Origin of the sequence: Fundidesulfovibrio putealis DSM 16056 (genome assembly GCF_000429325.1) — a bacterium.
In the GTDB taxonomy this organism is placed as follows: Bacteria; Desulfobacterota; Desulfovibrionia; order Desulfovibrionales; family Desulfovibrionaceae; genus Fundidesulfovibrio; species Fundidesulfovibrio putealis.
On sequence record NZ_AUBQ01000012.1, the window covers coordinates 64,372 to 80,025 of the forward strand.

A 15,654-nucleotide genomic window follows, 5' to 3' on the forward strand; every position below is an offset into this window, starting at 1 on the left:
CATGTGGCGATTTAACAATACGTCCACACCATTTATGAGCCAACACCAAGAAAACCATGATTTTAATCATGAAAAACATGTTCATGTATTTCACGCACCCGACATTAACAGGCGAACTGGCCGTTCTCGTAAATGACCAGCGATCCGCCGCCAACGAGCTTGGCCGTGACGCGCTTGTTCTCGGTGTTGACCAGGTCCCAGTGCAGGGCGGAGTCGTTGAAGCCGAGTTCGGCCTTGTTGGCCTCGGTCAGCTGGGAGGGGTCCCCGTCGAAGGTGTCGGAGTAGGAGCTGCCCAGGGCCACGTGGCAGTTGCCGTACTCGCCGCCGTAGTTCTCGTCGAAGAGGGTGTTGGCCATGAACTTGCTGATCTTGGAGAAGCGGCGGTCGGTGAGCGAGAACTCGCCCAGCTTGTTGGAGCCGTTGTCCATGGCCACCTGCTTCTTCACGAACTCCTCGCCCTCGTCGGCGGACACGGAGACCACCTCGCCCTTCTTGAATTCCAGGCGGACGCCGCGCACCAGGTTGCCGCAGCGGTACGACGGCTGGTCGGCGTAGTAGACGCCCTCGGTGCCGCGCCAGTCGGGCGAGAGGAACAGCTCGAAGCTCGGTATGTTGTGTCCGGAGATGCCCTTGAAGCGGCGATGCTGGCCGGGAGTGACCACGAGGTCCACGCTCGCGGACTCCACGTGGAAGGATTCCACCTTCAGGGCGTTGAGCCACGCCTTGATGCCGACGGCCTCGTCGAAGATGGTCTGCCACTCCTTGACGGGATCGGCGGCGCGCAGATGGCAGGCGTTTATCACCTGATCCGCGAACTCCTTTTTGGAGAGCCCGGCGCACTTGGCGTATTCCTCGGTGGGATAGACGCACAGGGTCCAGCCGAAGAGTCCGGCCTCCTCGCGCTTCACCAGGATGTCGCGGTAGGGCTTGCGGGCAATGGCGGTCTGGGCGATGCGCTTGGGGTCCACGCAGGAGAGGTGCGTCAGGCAGTCCGGGGCCAGCACGTAGATGGCGCCGTGCAGGTTCTCGTAGAGTTCCTTTGTGCCGGGCGCGATGAAGGAGAGCTGGCTCTCGGCGGCCTTCTGGTAGAAGTCCAGCTCCATGCGGGAGGTGAAGGCCAGGCGCGGCACCACGTTGATGCCCCGGTCCATGAGCCTGGAGAACAGCGCTTCGGTGAGCTTGAGCCCGGCCAGGTCGCACTGGATGAGCACGGTGTCGCCCGGCTGGTAGGGGGTGAGGCGGGACGTGTCCAGGCCCCAGAGCAGTACGTCGGCATATTTTTCGAGTTGTTTTGCGGTCAACACGGTTGGGAGGCTCCCGGTGTTTTAGTTTGGGAAACGTGCATGCCGTTTGCCCAAAACACGCTCGCTTGTAAAGGCGCGATGCATGTCCCGCGCGACACATGGCCGTAACCTGCACCGACGATACCAGCACACATGCTTCCGTTCATTCAGTCTTCCTACCTGGCGACGCTGCTGGAATGCTTCAGCGCTGGCGTCGTGATCATGAACGGGCGCGGCGACGTCTACGCCGCCAACGACATGGCCGGGCACATGCTGGGCTTGGCGCATGACGACCTGCTGAAGGCGGGCTTTGAGCGCGACATTCTCCCGCGCTTCGAGCAGCGCTCCCAGGTCGCACGCCTGATGTCCTTGGCCCGCGACCGGGACACACACCCCGAACCGGTCCAGGCCCGGTGCAGCCATCCGGCACTGGGCATGCGCCACTATACGCTCTCCATCTCGCGGCTCGTCGAATACGGGAAAGTATTCGGGATCGTCCTGCAGATGGCCGATGTGACCCATATCTACGAAATGCACGAGCGCGAAAAACGCATGCTGGAGGAACGCAGCGAGAGCCTGGCGCACCTGTCCATGGCCATCGCCCATCAGATCAGGAATCCGCTCATGACCATCGGCGGCTTCGCGAGCCTGCTGACGCGCAGGATCAATCAGGGCCAGCCCGTGGCCGAATTCATCCAGGGCATCCAGGACGGAGCGCGCCGCCTGGAGGACATCGTCAGGGCCGTGGCGCAGTACACGTCGCCCCGCCAGCATGCTAGGCGCGAAACGGACCTGCGGACGCTGATAAAGGAGACGCTTGGCCGTCTGGGCCCCCTGCCGGGCCGCGTGGTTGTGGAGACGGTCACGCCAGGCGAGGCAATTCCGACGTGGTACCTGGACCCGGAGCTCACGCGCGACAGCCTTGTGGAGATACTGCAGAACAGCCTGGACGCCCTGGCGCAAACAGGCGGGACGATACGCGTCGGCTGGCGCGAGGAGGCCGCAGACCTGTTGCTGGAAGTGCGGGACAACGGCCCTGGCATCGCGCCGGAGTGCCTCCCCTTCCTGTTCGACCCGTTCTTCACCACGAAAGCGGTCGGCGTGGGAATGGGTCTGGCCAAGTCCAGACGCTGGAGCCGGGAACAGGCTGGCGAGTTGAGCATCTGCAACTCTCCAGAGGGTGGAACGCTGGCCGTTTTGCGCCTTCCGGGCGTCTGTGTCTTGAAGAACGGGACGAAATAGGCTATAGGGCGCTGCTTCATACACACCAAGGAGACAGCATATGCCCAAGGAAGACGCCATCGAGGTGGACGGAACCGTCCAGGAAGCCCTCCCGAACGCCATGTTCCGCGTGGAACTGGAGAACGGGCACGAGGTGCTGGCGCACATTTCCGGCAAGATGCGCAAATTCTACATCCGCATTCTTCCCGGCGACAAGGTCAAGGTGGAGCTCTCCCCCTATGACCTGTCGCGCGGCCGCATCACCTACCGCATGAAATAAGCCCTCCTTTCAGAGGGCTTTTCCGATATCTTCGACTTGCGGACCCGGTCCGGGGCCACGCCTTCCGGCATGACCCCGGCCGTTTGCCGTTTCTACATCTGCGATATGATTTCCATCAGATCCTTGTTCACTTCCAGCAGCCTGTCGCGCAGCTCCACCTGATCCACCCAGGGCTTGCCGTCGGCCTTGTCCAGGCGCTGTTTGAGCACGGCGAACTTGGCCTCGGTGTCGGACAGGAGGAAGTTCCAGTCCACGCGGGGCATGGCCCGTTCCGTATCCAGGGTGACGGAGGTGAGTGCTCCGGGCTTCAGGGTGCATTCCTCCAGGTACTCGGGGGTGTGCACCGTGAACCCGTAGCGCGACCTGACGAGTTCGGCCAGGGTGTTGATGGCCCCGTTCTCACCGTGGATCAGGAAGACCTCCATGCCGTTCTTCTTGAAGTGGCGCAGCCACTCCAGAATCTGGCTCTGCCCTGCGTGGGCCGAGAAGCCGCCGATGGTCCAGACCTTGGCGGCCACCTGCACGTCCTCGCCCAGGATGCGGATGGACTTCGCGCCGTCCACGATCTTGCGCCCAGGCGTGCCCTGGCCCTGATAGCCCACGAAGACGACGCTCGCGCCCTTGCGCCAGAGGTTGTGGCGCAGGTGGTGCTTCACGCGGCCCGCGTTGCACATGCCGCTGGCCGAGATGATGACGCCCGGCCCCTGGGAGCTGTTGATGGACCGCGACTCGTCCGCTGTGAGCGTGAAGCGCAGGTTGGGCAGGTTGAAGGGGTCGTCGCCGGTGTTCAGAAGCTTGCTGATGTCGGTGTCCATGTACTCGGGGTGCTGGCGGAAGACCTCCGTGGCGCGGATGGCCAGGGGGCTGTCCACATAGACAGGCATGTCCTTGGGAAGGCGACCGGCCTTGGAGAGCTTGTGCAGCGAGTACAGCACCTCCTGGGTGCGCTCAACCGCGAAGGCCGGGATGATGACCTTCTCGCCGTGGGCGTAGGAATAGGAGATGGCCTCGGCCAGTTCGTCCAGGCTCGAGCCCTCGTCCTTGTGGTCGCGGTCGCCGTAGGTGGACTCCAGGAAGAGGTAGTTGGCCTCCTCCGCGAAGGTGGGGTCCTTGATGAGCAGCTGGTCCGGGCGGCCCAGGTCGCCGGAGAACACCAGTTTGTTGGTGGTGCCGTTCTCGGTGATCCACAGTTCGATGAAGGCAGAGCCCAGGATATGTCCGGCGTCGCGGTAAACCACCTTGATGCCGGGGGCGGGCTCAAAAGGTTCGTTGTAGGCGATCACCTTCATCATGGGCATCACCGCAGTGGCGTCGGCCTGGGTGTAGAGCGGCTCCACGGGCTTGCCGCCCCGGCGGGCGTTCTTGCGGTTGGCCCACTCGGCTTCCATCTCCTGGATGTGGGCGCTGTCTTGCAGCATGAGCCAGAGCAGGTCCTTGGTGGGCGCGGTGCAGTAGACCTTGCCCGAGAACCCGTGGCTGGCCATGCGCGGCAGCAGCCCGGAGTGGTCCATGTGGGCGTGGGTGATGAGGAAGAAATCTATCTTGCCGGGCTGGTAGACGGTGTAATCGATGTTGCGGGCTTCGATCTCTCGGTTGCCCTGATGCAGGCCGCAGTCCACGGCGAAGCGGGTCCCTCCGGACTCCAGCATGTAGCACGAACCGGTGACGGTCTTGGCCGCTCCCAGGAATTTGATCTTCATTCAGGCTCCTCGGCACGTTGCGGTTGGGTGGATACTCACCGCCCTTTCCGTTACACGTTTGCCACGGGAATTCCAAGGAGGATGGCGTGAAGCAGATCGTGGACGCGGTAAAATCCCACCGACTTGGCGAGGTGCGCGAACTGTTTGAGGAGTACGCAGCCAATCTGGGAATCTCCCTGTGCTTCCAGAACTTCGACGAAGAACTGGCTGGGCTTCCCGGCAGATACGCCGCTCCTGGCGGGGTCATCCTGCTTGCGGATGTCGAGGGGGTGGCTGCTGGCTGCGTGGCGCTGCGCCCGCTTGAGGAGGCAGGCCTGTGCGAGATGAAGCGCCTCTACGTGCGAGAGCGCTTCCGGGAGATGCGCCTGGGGCGCGCCCTGGCCGAGGCGGTCATCGAAAAAGCCCGGCAGGCCGACTACCGGGCCATGCGCCTGGATACCCTGCCCTCCATGGGGCGGGCCATCGGGCTGTATGAGAAGCTGGGATTTACCGATATCGCGCCCTACTGCAAGAATCCGCACGAGGGGGTCAGGTATCTGGAACTGAAGCTGAAATGAATAATGATCACTCGCTGCCGAACAGCGCGCGCTGGAAGTCCTTCAGCGTGGCCGTGCCGCGCCCCTCGGCCAGGGGATGGAAGATCGGCTTGTAGCCCAGGCGCTTGGCCTGCTTGAGGCGCGCGTCCTGCCCGGACACCGGGCGCACACGCCCTGAAAGGTCCACCTCGCCCCAGAACACCGCGCGCGGCGGCAGCGGGCGGTCATAATACGAAGACAACACGGCGGCCACCAGACCCAGGTCCAGGCCGGGGTCGGTCAGTTTGAGGCCTCCGCCGGTCTTGGCGTAGATGTCCGATTGTCCGAGTTGCAGGCCCAGGCGCTTCTCCAGCACCGCCAGCAACAGGTTCAGGCGGTTCAGGTCCAGCCCAAGGGCCGTGCGGCGGGGCATGCTGAGATACGACCGGCTGACCAGGGCCTGCACTTCCACGGCAAAAGGGCGCTTGCCCTCCAGGGCCAGCACCACGGCGGAACCGCTGGCCGTCTCGTCGCGCTCGCCCAGGAAATAGGTGGAGGGGTCCGGCACAGGGGCCAGGCCGTCGCCCAGCATCTCAAGCACCATGAGCTCGTCTGTCGGGCCGAAGCGGTTCTTGAACACCCGCAGCAGCCGGTAAAAATGCTGCCGGTCGCCTTCCAGATAGAGCACGGTGTCCACCATGTGCTCCAGTATCTTCGGCCCGGCGATGAGCCCTTCCTTGGTGACGTGCCCCACCAGGATGAGCGTGGCCCGGCTCTTCTTGACGGCCTCCACCAGCTCGGCGGCCACGGCACGCACCTGGGACTGGCTGCCCGGCACGCCGTCTGCGAAAGACGACGCCATGGTCTGCACCGAATCCACCACCACGAGCGTGGGCGCTTCCGGGCGGCCCAGGATCTCCACGGCGTCGGCCACGTTGGTGGTGCAGGACGCAAGCAACCCCTCGCTGACAAGCCCCAGCCGCCGCGCACGCGAGGCTAGCTGCCCAAGGGATTCCTCCCCGGAGACGTACACGGCCTGTCGTCCGGCGGCAGCGAGCTGCCCGGCCAGTTGCAGAAGAAGGGTGGATTTGCCGATACCCGGTTCCCCGCCCAGGAGGATCGCGCCGCCGGGCTGAAGGCCCTGGCCAAGAACACGGTCCAGGTCGGGGATGCCGCTTGGGGCGGCGGGGGTGTGCTCCGGCGTGAATCCGGCCAGGGAGACCGGTCCGGAAGCCAAGCCCAGAGGCGCCCCCATGCGGGGCTGCTGTTTGGATGCGGCCTGCTCGACGAGGCTGTTCCACTCGCCGCATCCCTCGCACTGGCCGCGCCAGCGGGGGCTGGTCTGGCCGCAGGAGGAGCAGGCGTAGACGATGCGCGCCTTGGCCACTCTGCTACTTCTTGGCGGCGGGCTGCGGCGGGGCCTGGACTTCCCTGAACCCCTTGAGCTTCAGGGAATAGTTGGCCACTGTGGGCGGGAACCCCTGGAAGGCCACCATGAAGGGGACCTCTTCGCCGGGTTTCACGTTGCTGTTGTTGAGGAGGATCTCCTGTTTGGAGTTCAGCCTGCTGTCCAGCGCTTCCTTGTCCATGGTGCGCAGGTCGAAGAAGCTGGCCTTGGGACCGGCCATGAAGACCTTGGTTTCCAGCGCCGTTTCCTTGGCGTCCAGCAGGGTGACCTCGATTGCGATCTCGCCCACGGCCACGGGGGAACGGTTCACCAGCTTGCCCTCGATGACCAGGACCTTGCCGAGCTTTTCGTTTTCCACCACGTGGTTGGTGAAGGACTCGAACTGAAGCTGCGCGGAGTAGTCCGGTCCCTGCTCCTTTGCGGGCTGGCCCGGAGTCCCCTGCGCGTTCTCCATGACAGAGGATGCCTGCTCGCCCGCACCGGAGGCAGGCGTCTGCACGGCGGGACCCGGCTTGGCGAACGGCCAGAACTCGAAGAAATAGGCGGCTGCGCCGGAGATGCCCAGCAGCAGCGTAAAGCCCAGGCAGGCGGCCAGGATGATCTTCTTGGACTTGCTGGTCTCGCCCTTCTCTTTGGCGGGCTTGCCGAAATCGATGGATGCGAAGTCGCTGGAGGACACGCCCGCGTCGTCGAAGGGGTCCTTCTTGCGCGCGGCGTCGAGCTGGCTTTCGAAGCCGCCGAAGGCATCCTCGCCTTCAGCCTGCACGGGCCAGATGGGGGATGCGCCGGATTCGCCGAAACCGGGGAAGTCATCGGCGGCAGGCGCTTCCACATGGAATTCATGACGGCAGACGCTGCACCGAACGTTAGCCCCCTCGGCGCCGACTTTGTCGTCCGGGAGATTGTACTTCGTATGGCAGTTCGGGCATTCGACTTTCATAGGGTCAGGAACCTTCCTGCTGGATCAGTTCATAGACTCCAGGCAGACATCGGTAGTCTTCTGCAAAGTCCAGGCCGTAGCCCACCAGGAATCCCTTTGCCAGCCTGAATCCTGAAAAGTCAACAGTTACTTGCGCCTTGCGCCTTTCCGCCTTGTCGATAAGGGAGCACAACTTGACCGAAGCGGCCCCACGCGCGCCCAGATGCGTCAAAAGCATGGCCATGGAGTGCCCTGTGTCGACGATATCCTCAACCACAAGTATGTGCTTGCCGGCGCAGGACGTCTCGATGTCCTCCAGGAAGGCCAGCTCCCCGGGGTGGTCCTTGGCTCCGTAACTGGCGAGGCGCACGAAATCCACGTGGGCGGGCACGCTGATGTGGCGCACCAGATCGGCCAGGAACATGAACGCGCCCTTGAGCACGCCCACGACCAGAAGATCCTTTCCTTCGTACTCCTGCGAAATGTCCGCGCCCAGTTCCGCGACCCTGGCGGCGATGGTCTCGCTGGTGATGACAGGTACAAGATTCGAATACACGCCTACATCTCCATGACCATGGCTATCTCGTCGCATTCGGGGAACTTCGGACAATGGATGCAGTCCGCCCAGACCTTCTGAGGCAGCTTCTCCTTGGTCACTTCCTCGAAGCCGAGCTTGGCGAAAAAGTCCCGCTGGTAGGTGAGGGTGAACACCTTGTACACGCCAAGGGTCACGGCCTCGGAAAGGCAGGCCTCCACGAGCCTGCGCCCCCAGCCCAGCTTCTGCAGGTCCGGGTGCACCACCAGGGAGCGTATCTCGGCAAGGCCCTCCCAGCAGATGGACAGGGCGCAGCATCCCTTCACGTCCTTGCCGTCGGGCGAGGTCAGCACGAAGAAGTCGCGCAGGTGCGAATAGAGCTGGTTGTAGGAGCGCGGGAGCAGCAGCTCGCCCTTGGCGCACTCCATGAGCAGGCCGTGGATGGTCTTCACGTCCTGGATGCGGGCCTTGCGCAGGAAGAATTCTGACATGTCGCTTCAGGCTCCGATGAGTTTCTTGATCATCTTTTCCAGATCCTCGCCAGCCATGTAGCCCTCTTCAGAGTGGACCACCTCGCCCTTGGGCGAATAGACCACCGTGCGCGGAATGGCGCGGATGGAGAAGGCCTGTGACACGTCCGGCTTGGCGCGCATCACGGGATAGTTGAACCCGGCCCTGGCCTTGTACATGGCGTACATGGCCTGTTCCTGGTCCACGCTTACGCCAAGGAGAAGCAGTTTGTCCTCGGGAAAACGCTTGCGCAGGGCGATCAGCTCGGGGATCTCCTGGCGGCAGGGGCCGCACCAGGACGCCCAGAAGTTGATGACCACCACCTTGCCGCGGGCCTGGCTCACGGTCTTGATGATGTCCTGGCCGGAGACGGGGGCGTCGCCCGCGTCCTGGGCGTGGGCCGCGCCGATAGAAAATACGGAGACAATTATCGTCAGCAATATCGTACGGAAGAGGGTCATGTGATATGCCACGCTTGTTTTAAGTTGAAGACTCACTTCGTAATGATAACGCGGAACAGGCTAGGCGTCCATGAGGCGTTGCGCCAGACGGACTGCCTCCACCGCGTCGGCGGCGTGCCCGTCGGCTCCGATGGCCTGGGCGTACGCCTGCGTGACCACCGCCCCGCCCACGATGACCTTCTGGGTCATGCCGCGCGCCTTGAGGAGCTTCACGGTGTCTTCCATGCGCACCATGGTGGTGGTCATCAGGGCGGACAGGCCGATGAGCCCCGCGCCGCACTCCTGCGCAGTATCCACGATGCGCTCGGCGGACACGTCCTTGCCCAGGTCCACCACCTCGAACCCGTGGTTTTCCAGCATCAGGCCCACGATGTTCTTGCCGATGTCGTGGATGTCGCCCTCGACGGTGGCCAGCACGATCTTGGGTCGGACCGAGCCGCCGGACTGCGCTTCCAGGAGCGGCTTCAGGCGCTCGAACCCGGCCTGCATGGCCTCGGCCGAGAGCAACAGCTGCGGCAGGAAGTATACCTTGCGTTCGTACAGCACGCCCACGTCCATGATGCCCGGCACCAGATGCTCGCCCAGGATCGCGGCGGGAACCTCCTGGCGCGCAAGGGCCTCCTCGACCATGGACAGCACGACTTCCTTGCGCCCGGCCACCACGGCCTCGCGCAGGGTGGTCACGGACTTCTCCTGAGCCTGGCGCGACACGCCGCCCGAGCCCCCTCCGTATTTCCAGTCGGAGCAGGAGGCGATGAAGCGTCCCGCCTGGGGATCGCGCGCCAGCAGCACCTCGGCGGCCAGCCCAACCTCGCGCGGCAGCGGCGTGGACGGATTGGATATGTGCGCGGTCATGCCCGCGCCCAGGCACATGGCCAGGAACGTGGCGTTCAGGAGTTCGCGCGCAGGCAGCCCGAAAGAAATGTTGGACAGGCCAAGGGTGGTAGGCAGGCCCAGCACCGTGGAGCAGTACCGGATGGTCTCCAGGCAGTGGCGCGCAGCCTCGGGCTTGGAGGATACCGTCAGCGCCAGGCAGTCCACCATGATGAGGCGCCTGGGGATGCCCAGCGCGTCGGACTTTTCCAGCAGGGCCTCAATGGAGGCGATGCGCTCCGCCGCCGTCACGGGCAGCTTCTTGCCCGCCAGGGGCAGCAGGATGAACGGCGCGCCGTGCAGCTTGCACAGGGGGCCGAGTTCGTCCATGCGGCCTGGCTCGCCGCTGATGGAGTTGACCAGGGCGGAGCCGGGAACGGTCCACAAAGCCTCGGACAGGGCATTGGGAAGCGTGGAGTCCAGGCACAAAGGGGCCAGGAAGCGCGCGGTGAGCTGCTTGACCAGGGCCGGAAGCAGCACGTCTTCCTGCACCATGGGCGCGCCCACGTTCACGTCCAGCACCTGTGCTCCGGCCTGGAGCTGCTCCTCGGCGAAGCGCAGGGCCTCGCCGAACTGCCCGGCCTGGAGCTCGGCGGTCAGCACCTTCTTGCCGGTGGGATTGATGCGCTCGCCGATGCACACCGAGGGCAGGCCCACGCCGAAGCAGACCGAGCGCGAGCGCGAGGTGACCACCAGGGGGCGTCCCTGGGAGGGCTCGGGCCTGGTCCAGGTTCTGCCGGAGGCGATCCTGGCCAGGGCCTGGATGTGGGCTGGCGTGGTGCCGCAGCAGCCGGACACGCACTTGGCGCCGATGTCCAGGAAAGAACGCATGCTCTCGGCGAACTCGTCCGGCCCCATGGGGTAGATGGTGACGCCGTTCTCCAGCCTGGGCAGGCCCGCGTTGGGCTTGATGAAGAAGGGGACGTCGAGCCGCGGCAGGAAATCCCTGGCGACGTCCAGCATCTGCTCAGGTCCAAGCCCGCAGTTCACGCCGATCAGGTCCACGCCGAGGTTCTGCATGGTGTCGGCGAAGGTGGCCGACGGAGTGCCGGTGAGCGAGCCGCCCGGCTCGAAGGTCATGAGGATGGCCACGGGCAGGTCGCACACCTGGCGCGCCGCCAGGACCACGGCCTTGGCCTCGGCCAGGTCGAAGTGGGTCTCGGCGATGATCAGGTCCACGCCGCCCTCGGCCAGGCCTTCGATCTGGCGGGCGAAGGCGGCCACCATCTCGCGCATGGTGAGCGTGCCCAGCGGCTCCACGAAGTGCCCGGTGGGGCCGACGCTGCCCGCCACGAAGTTGTTCTCGCCTGCGGCCTGGCGCGCCACGCGGGCCATCTCGGCGCTGACGCGGCGCACGTCCGTGCCGGAGGGCAGCTTGAAGTGCGTGCCGCCGAAGGTGTTGGTGGTCACCACCCTGGCCCCGGCGCGCAGGTAGTCCTCGTGCACGGCCCGGACCATGTCCGGATTCTCAAGGCCCCACAGCTCGGGTGATGCGCCGGGGGGGAGGCCCCTGCCTTGCAGAAGCGTGCCCATGGCGCCGTCGAAAACTATGATGGAACTGTCGGAAAGTGCTTTGCGAAAATCCGCCACCGTGACTCCTCCTTGCTGGAAAGCCTCTGGGTCGTACTGAAAATCGTTGAATCCGGCAAATGAAAAGCGTATGAGGGAATGCTTAAGACGTTTTATCGTCAAATGGACAGTCATCATGAGCACCCACGAGGTTTCGACCGAGGAGAAAATCCTCCCTGCCAAGGACGACGACACCGGCCTCGAAGAGACCGGCGCGGACGAAACGGCGGAGCAGGACCCCGACGAAGAAGCTGAAGAATTGGAAGAGGTTCTGGCCGAAGCGCCGGAATTCGAGTTCACCAACCTTCCCGCCGCCAAAATACCGAGCGTGCCCGCCTCCGGGCGCGACAACCTGAATGTCTACCTGCGCGAGATCAGCAAGTTCCCCCTGCTGAACCCCGACGAGGAGTTCGAGTTGGCCCGGCTGGTGCGCGACAAGGGCGACCAGAAGGCCGCCTTCCGGCTGGTCACCTCGCATCTGCGGCTGGTGGTCAAGATCGCCATGGATTTCCAGCGGCGCTGGGCCCAGAACGTGGCCGACCTGATTCAGGAAGGCAACGTGGGCCTCATGCGCGCGGTGAAGAAGTACGACCCCGAGAAGGGGATCAAGTTCTCCTACTACGCCGCCTACTGGATCAAGGCCTACATCCTGAAGTACATCATGGACAACTGGCGTCTGGTGCGCATCGGCACCACCCAGGCCCAGCGCACCCTGTTCTACAACCTGAACAAGGAACGCCAGCGCCTGACGTCTTTGGGCTTCGATCCGTCCGTGTCCAACATTTCCAAGAACCTGCGGGTTTCGGAAAACGACGTCCTGGAAATGGACCAGCGTATGGCGCGAAACGACCTCTCCCTGGACATCACCCTGGGAGACGACTCCACGTCCACGCGCCTGGACTACCTGCCAGCCCTCACCCCGGGCATCGAGGAGCTGCTGGCCAAGAGCGAGATCGCCGGGCTGGTGGACAAGCACCTGCAATCAATCATGCCAGATCTCTCCGACAAGGAGCGCGACCTCCTGGAACAGCGCATCCTGTCGGATTCTCCCGTCACCTTGCGGGAAATCGGGGCGAAATACGGCATTACCCGCGAACGGGTCCGCCAGATCGAAACCCGTCTGCTTGAAAAGATCCGCGACCACTTCGTGAAGCGCATCGGCGACTTCTCGGCCGAGTGGATTCGCAAAGAAGAGTAATAGCGACATGCCCACCATAGCCCGTTCCGTGCTGCTGGCCCTGGCCCTCGCCCTGGCCATGTCCGCATGCGCCCAGAAAAAGAACGCCCCGCCCGCCGACCCCAGCGCCAAGGGGCTTAGCCCCGGGGCGGCGGCCGACTACTATTTCCTGCTCTATCAGGAGCTCTCCCGCCAGGGCCAGCCAGCCCAGGCCGTGCCCGTGGTGGAGAAGCTCATCGAGCTTGCCCCCTCGCCGGAACTCTACCGCGACCTCGCCAACCTGCACTGGGGCCTGGGCGACCCGGACAAGACCAGGGCAGTATTGCAGGAGGGCCTCGCCAGGTATCCCAACGAGAAGGTCCTGCACTTCTACATGGCCAACTCCTACCTGCTGCAACGCCGCTTCGAGGAGGCCTCCGACGTCCTGCGCGGCTACCTGGCCGCGCACCCCAAGGACCAGACCGCCAGCCAGGAGCTCGGCGCGGTGCTCGTGGAGGCCGGGCGCTTCCAGGAAGCCCTTGACCTTCTGGGTTCCGTGAGCAAGGACCGCCGCACCCCGGCCATGGCCTACTACGAGGCCAAGGCCTACGCGGGCCTGAACAAGCGCAAACAGGCCCTGGACAAGCTGCGCCAGGCCCTGCGCGAGGACCCCAACCTGCTGGCAGCCTGGTCCGAACTGGCCTACCTGCACGAGCAGGCCAACGAATACCGTCAGGCCGAGGAAGCCTACCGCCGCATCCTGGACCTGGGCGAGGACGGCCCCGAAGTCTGGATCCGCCTCGTCCGTCTGGCCCTCAAGCAGAAGAATGAAGCCAAGGCTTTGCAGTTCATGGAGAAAGCTCCCAAGGAGCGCACGTTCCTGTTCGAGGCCATGGGGCTCTTCATCGACGAAGGCTACCAGGACGGCGCGGTCAAGGTGCTTGAGCGCATGGCCCAGGACCAGCCCGAAAGCGCCGACGTGATCTTCATCCAGGCCATGATGGCCGTGGAAAAGGAAAAGAACCTGGACCGGGCCTTCGACCTGCTCTCCAGGGTCCCCAAAAACAACGCGCTCTACGACAAGAGCCTCATCACCCGCATCCAGCTGGCCCTGGACACCAACCAGTTCGAGCGCGCCGCCCCCCTGGTGGCCGAAGGCAAGGCCGCCTTCCCCGACCGTGTGGAATTCTGGTTCCTGGAGGGCGTGTACTACGACAAGCAGGGCGACCTGAACAAGGCCGCGCAGGTTTACGCCGAAGTGCTGCGCAAATGGCCCGACGACGTCGAGGGCCTGTACCGCTACGGCGTGGCCCAGGAGCGGCTGAAGAACCGCGCCGAGGCCATGCGCGTCATGGAGCTGATCCTGTCCAAGGCCCCGGACAACGCGGACGCCCTGAACTTCGTGGGCTACGCCCTGGCCGAGGACGGACGCGAACTGGACCGCGCGGTGGAGCTCATCACGCGCGCGCTCAAGGTCAACCCGGACAGCCCCTACTACCTGGACTCCCTGGCCTGGGCGCACTTCAAGCGCGGCGAGATCAAGCAGGCCTGGGAGGAAATCCAGCGGGCCGTGACCAAGCCCATTGAAGACCCCACCATATGGGAACACTACGGCGACATCGCCAAGGCGCTGGGCAACAAGAAGGAAGCCGAGAAGGGATACCGCAAGGCCCTTGAGATGAACCATCCCAACAAGCAGGACCTTGAGCGCAGGCTGGAGGAACTGAAGTGATGGCTGCGAGCGCCCGGGCGAACGTCGCGGGGGCGTTGCGCGCAACTCTCTGCGCCCTGCTCCTGGCCACGCTCCCGCTTGCGGGCTGCGCTCCCAAGACCGGCGCGCCCGGCGCGCCGGACGCCTCGCAGGCCCAGGCCATGTGGACGTCCTTCGTGTCTGAGCCCGGCGAAAAGCCTGCGGCCTTTTCCATGAACGCGAGCCTCAGCATCCAGAGCCCGCAGAAGTCCGCGCGGCTGCTGGTGAAGTTCTGGGGAAACCTGGAGCGCCCCCTGCGCCTGGACCTGTCCACTGGCATGGGCCAGTCCTTCTCGTTGTGGAGGGAGGACTCCCTGGGCTGGCTGGCGGTCTACCCGCTTTCCAACCAGGCCTTCACCCACCCGGACACCAAGGCGGGCCTTTCGCGCCTGGGCATGCCCTTCCCGTTCACCCTGAAGGATCTGGCCTCCATATCCTCGGGGCGCTTCGGGCTGATCCTGCCATCTTCCTATAAAAGCGTGAAAAAGACCCCCAAGGGGTACGAGTTCACCTTGCCCCCATCCTCCACCGTGGGCTCTGTCACCCTTGACTTCGAGGGTAAACCGATTCATCTCACCGGCCGGGGCATTGAACCCTGGGTCGTGGAACTGGGCGATTTCGCCGCTCCCGAAGCCGGTCGCCCCCCCCTGGCGCAGCGTCTCACCCTGACCACGCCGGGAGGTCTGCAAGTGATCCTGCGGACCAAGAAGATCGAACTATTCGCAGCCCCCATGGACCTTTCGACACTGGAACTCCCTCTCCCGCCCCAGGCCAGGCACATTCCCCTGAACAAGGCCGGAGACGTGCGCGCGCCGGAGCTGCCCTAGTGTCGCGGTTTTGAAAAACATGAACATGTTTTTCACAACACAATATCTGGTTCTCTTGGTTTAGGCCCGCGAAGAGTACGAACGTGTTTTAGAACGCCGCACGAGGGCTTCCGGCAGCAGGCTCACGCAGGCAGCGGGAACTTCCTGATGCCGGGTTCGTTTCAAGCACCAACCAGCAACACAAAAAACCGGAACACAGCCATGAGCACCCCCGTCATATTCGGTTCCGACCACGCCGGATTCGCTCTCAAGGAACAGCTCAAGACCTTCGTCGCCAAAATGGGGCACGAGGTGGTGGACGTCGGCACGGACAGCCTGTCCAGCTGCGACTATCCCCTCTTCGCCTTCAAATTGTGCGATCTCGTTCTCGAAAAGAACTGTCTTGGCATACTTATCTGTGGTACGGGCATGGGCATGTCCATGGCAGCCAACCGGCGTCCCGGCATCCGCGCGGCGCTGTGCGCCAACGAGTACCTGGCGCGCATGACCCGCCTGCACAACAACGCCAACGTCCTCTGCCTGGGCGAACGCTGGGTGGGGCCAGGGCTTGGCGAAGCCATCGCCGAAACTTTCCTGAAAACTCAGTTCGAGGGCGGACGCCACCTGCGCCGCATCGAACTCTTCGACACCATCTAAGGGGAACCAGA

General features: G+C 64.1%; 15 protein-coding genes. 7 read left to right on the top strand and 8 right to left on the bottom strand.

What is annotated here, in order from left to right:
• Positions 1 to 104: 104 nt before the first annotated feature.
• Positions 105 to 1,304 carry an aminopeptidase gene (locus G453_RS0109145; RefSeq protein WP_027190817.1) on the bottom strand — a complete coding sequence of 400 codons (1,200 nt, stop codon included), beginning with the start codon at positions 1,302 to 1,304 and terminating at the stop codon, positions 105 to 107.
• A 132-nt stretch (positions 1,305 to 1,436) separates the two neighbouring features.
• Here G453_RS0109145 and G453_RS0109150 point away from each other — a divergent pair, with 132 nt between their 5' ends.
• Positions 1,437 to 2,525, top strand: a complete 1,089-nt coding sequence (locus tag G453_RS0109150) for a sensor histidine kinase (protein ID WP_027190818.1) — start codon at positions 1,437 to 1,439, stop codon at positions 2,523 to 2,525.
• 40 nt (positions 2,526 to 2,565) lie between these two features.
• On the top strand, positions 2,566 to 2,784 hold the full coding sequence (gene infA / locus G453_RS0109155) for a translation initiation factor IF-1 (protein ID WP_027190819.1): 219 nt from the start codon (positions 2,566 to 2,568) through the stop codon (positions 2,782 to 2,784).
• Between the two features lie 92 nt (positions 2,785 to 2,876).
• Here infA and G453_RS0109160 read toward each other — a convergent pair whose 3' ends face one another.
• Positions 2,877 to 4,484 carry an MBL fold metallo-hydrolase RNA specificity domain-containing protein gene (locus G453_RS0109160; protein WP_027190820.1) on the bottom strand — a complete coding sequence of 536 codons (1,608 nt, stop codon included), beginning with the start codon at positions 4,482 to 4,484 and terminating at the stop codon, positions 2,877 to 2,879.
• Between the two features lie 86 nt (positions 4,485 to 4,570).
• On the opposite strand from G453_RS0109160, the gene G453_RS0109165 reads away from it, so the two are divergent.
• Positions 4,571 to 5,041: a GNAT family N-acetyltransferase gene (locus tag G453_RS0109165; RefSeq protein WP_051272138.1), complete on the top strand. Its 471-nt coding sequence runs from the start codon at positions 4,571 to 4,573 to the stop codon at positions 5,039 to 5,041.
• Positions 5,042 to 5,048: 7 nt separating this feature from the next.
• On the opposite strand, the gene radA is transcribed toward G453_RS0109165, so the two are convergent.
• From radA to G453_RS0109195, 6 genes are read right to left on the bottom strand one after another with little or no spacing between them, the layout of a single operon-like run.
• Complete coding sequence (gene radA / locus G453_RS0109170; RefSeq protein ID WP_027190822.1) at positions 5,049 to 6,386, bottom strand: DNA repair protein RadA; 1,338 nt, start codon at positions 6,384 to 6,386, stop codon at positions 5,049 to 5,051.
• A 4-nt stretch (positions 6,387 to 6,390) separates the two neighbouring features.
• Positions 6,391 to 7,347: a DUF3426 domain-containing protein gene (locus tag G453_RS26210; protein ID WP_084502208.1), complete on the bottom strand. Its 957-nt coding sequence runs from the start codon at positions 7,345 to 7,347 to the stop codon at positions 6,391 to 6,393.
• Positions 7,348 to 7,351: 4 nt separating this feature from the next.
• Positions 7,352 to 7,882, bottom strand: a complete 531-nt coding sequence (gene hpt / locus G453_RS0109180; RefSeq protein ID WP_235731730.1) for a hypoxanthine phosphoribosyltransferase — start codon at positions 7,880 to 7,882, stop codon at positions 7,352 to 7,354.
• A 2-nt stretch (positions 7,883 to 7,884) separates the two neighbouring features.
• The gene (locus G453_RS0109185; RefSeq protein ID WP_027190824.1) at positions 7,885 to 8,352 is read right to left on the bottom strand and encodes an N-acetyltransferase; all 468 of its coding nucleotides are present in this window, start codon (positions 8,350 to 8,352) and stop codon (positions 7,885 to 7,887) included.
• A gap of 6 nt (positions 8,353 to 8,358) precedes the next feature.
• On the bottom strand, positions 8,359 to 8,832 hold the full coding sequence (locus G453_RS0109190) for a TlpA family protein disulfide reductase (RefSeq protein WP_051272148.1): 474 nt from the start codon (positions 8,830 to 8,832) through the stop codon (positions 8,359 to 8,361).
• Positions 8,833 to 8,892: 60 nt separating this feature from the next.
• Positions 8,893 to 11,295, bottom strand: a complete 2,403-nt coding sequence (locus G453_RS0109195) for a homocysteine S-methyltransferase family protein (RefSeq protein ID WP_027190826.1) — start codon at positions 11,293 to 11,295, stop codon at positions 8,893 to 8,895.
• A gap of 115 nt (positions 11,296 to 11,410) precedes the next feature.
• On the opposite strand from G453_RS0109195, the gene G453_RS0109200 reads away from it, so the two are divergent.
• The 4 genes from G453_RS0109200 to rpiB all read left to right on the top strand — a co-directional run bounded on the left by G453_RS0109200 (position 11,411) and on the right by rpiB (position 15,643).
• Complete coding sequence (locus G453_RS0109200; protein ID WP_027190827.1) at positions 11,411 to 12,472, top strand: sigma-70 family RNA polymerase sigma factor; 1,062 nt, start codon at positions 11,411 to 11,413, stop codon at positions 12,470 to 12,472.
• A gap of 7 nt (positions 12,473 to 12,479) precedes the next feature.
• A complete protein-coding gene (locus G453_RS0109205) occupies positions 12,480 to 14,162 on the top strand; it encodes a tetratricopeptide repeat protein (RefSeq protein WP_027190828.1) in 1,683 nt (560 codons plus the stop codon).
• A complete protein-coding gene (locus G453_RS0109210; RefSeq protein WP_027190829.1) occupies positions 14,162 to 15,007 on the top strand; it encodes a hypothetical protein in 846 nt (281 codons plus the stop codon). The genes G453_RS0109205 and G453_RS0109210 overlap by 1 nt, the downstream gene beginning before the upstream one ends.
• Positions 15,008 to 15,208: 201 nt before the next feature.
• Positions 15,209 to 15,643, top strand: a complete 435-nt coding sequence (gene rpiB, locus G453_RS0109215) for a ribose 5-phosphate isomerase B (RefSeq protein ID WP_027190830.1) — start codon at positions 15,209 to 15,211, stop codon at positions 15,641 to 15,643.
• The last annotated feature ends 11 nt before the right edge of the window (positions 15,644 to 15,654 follow it).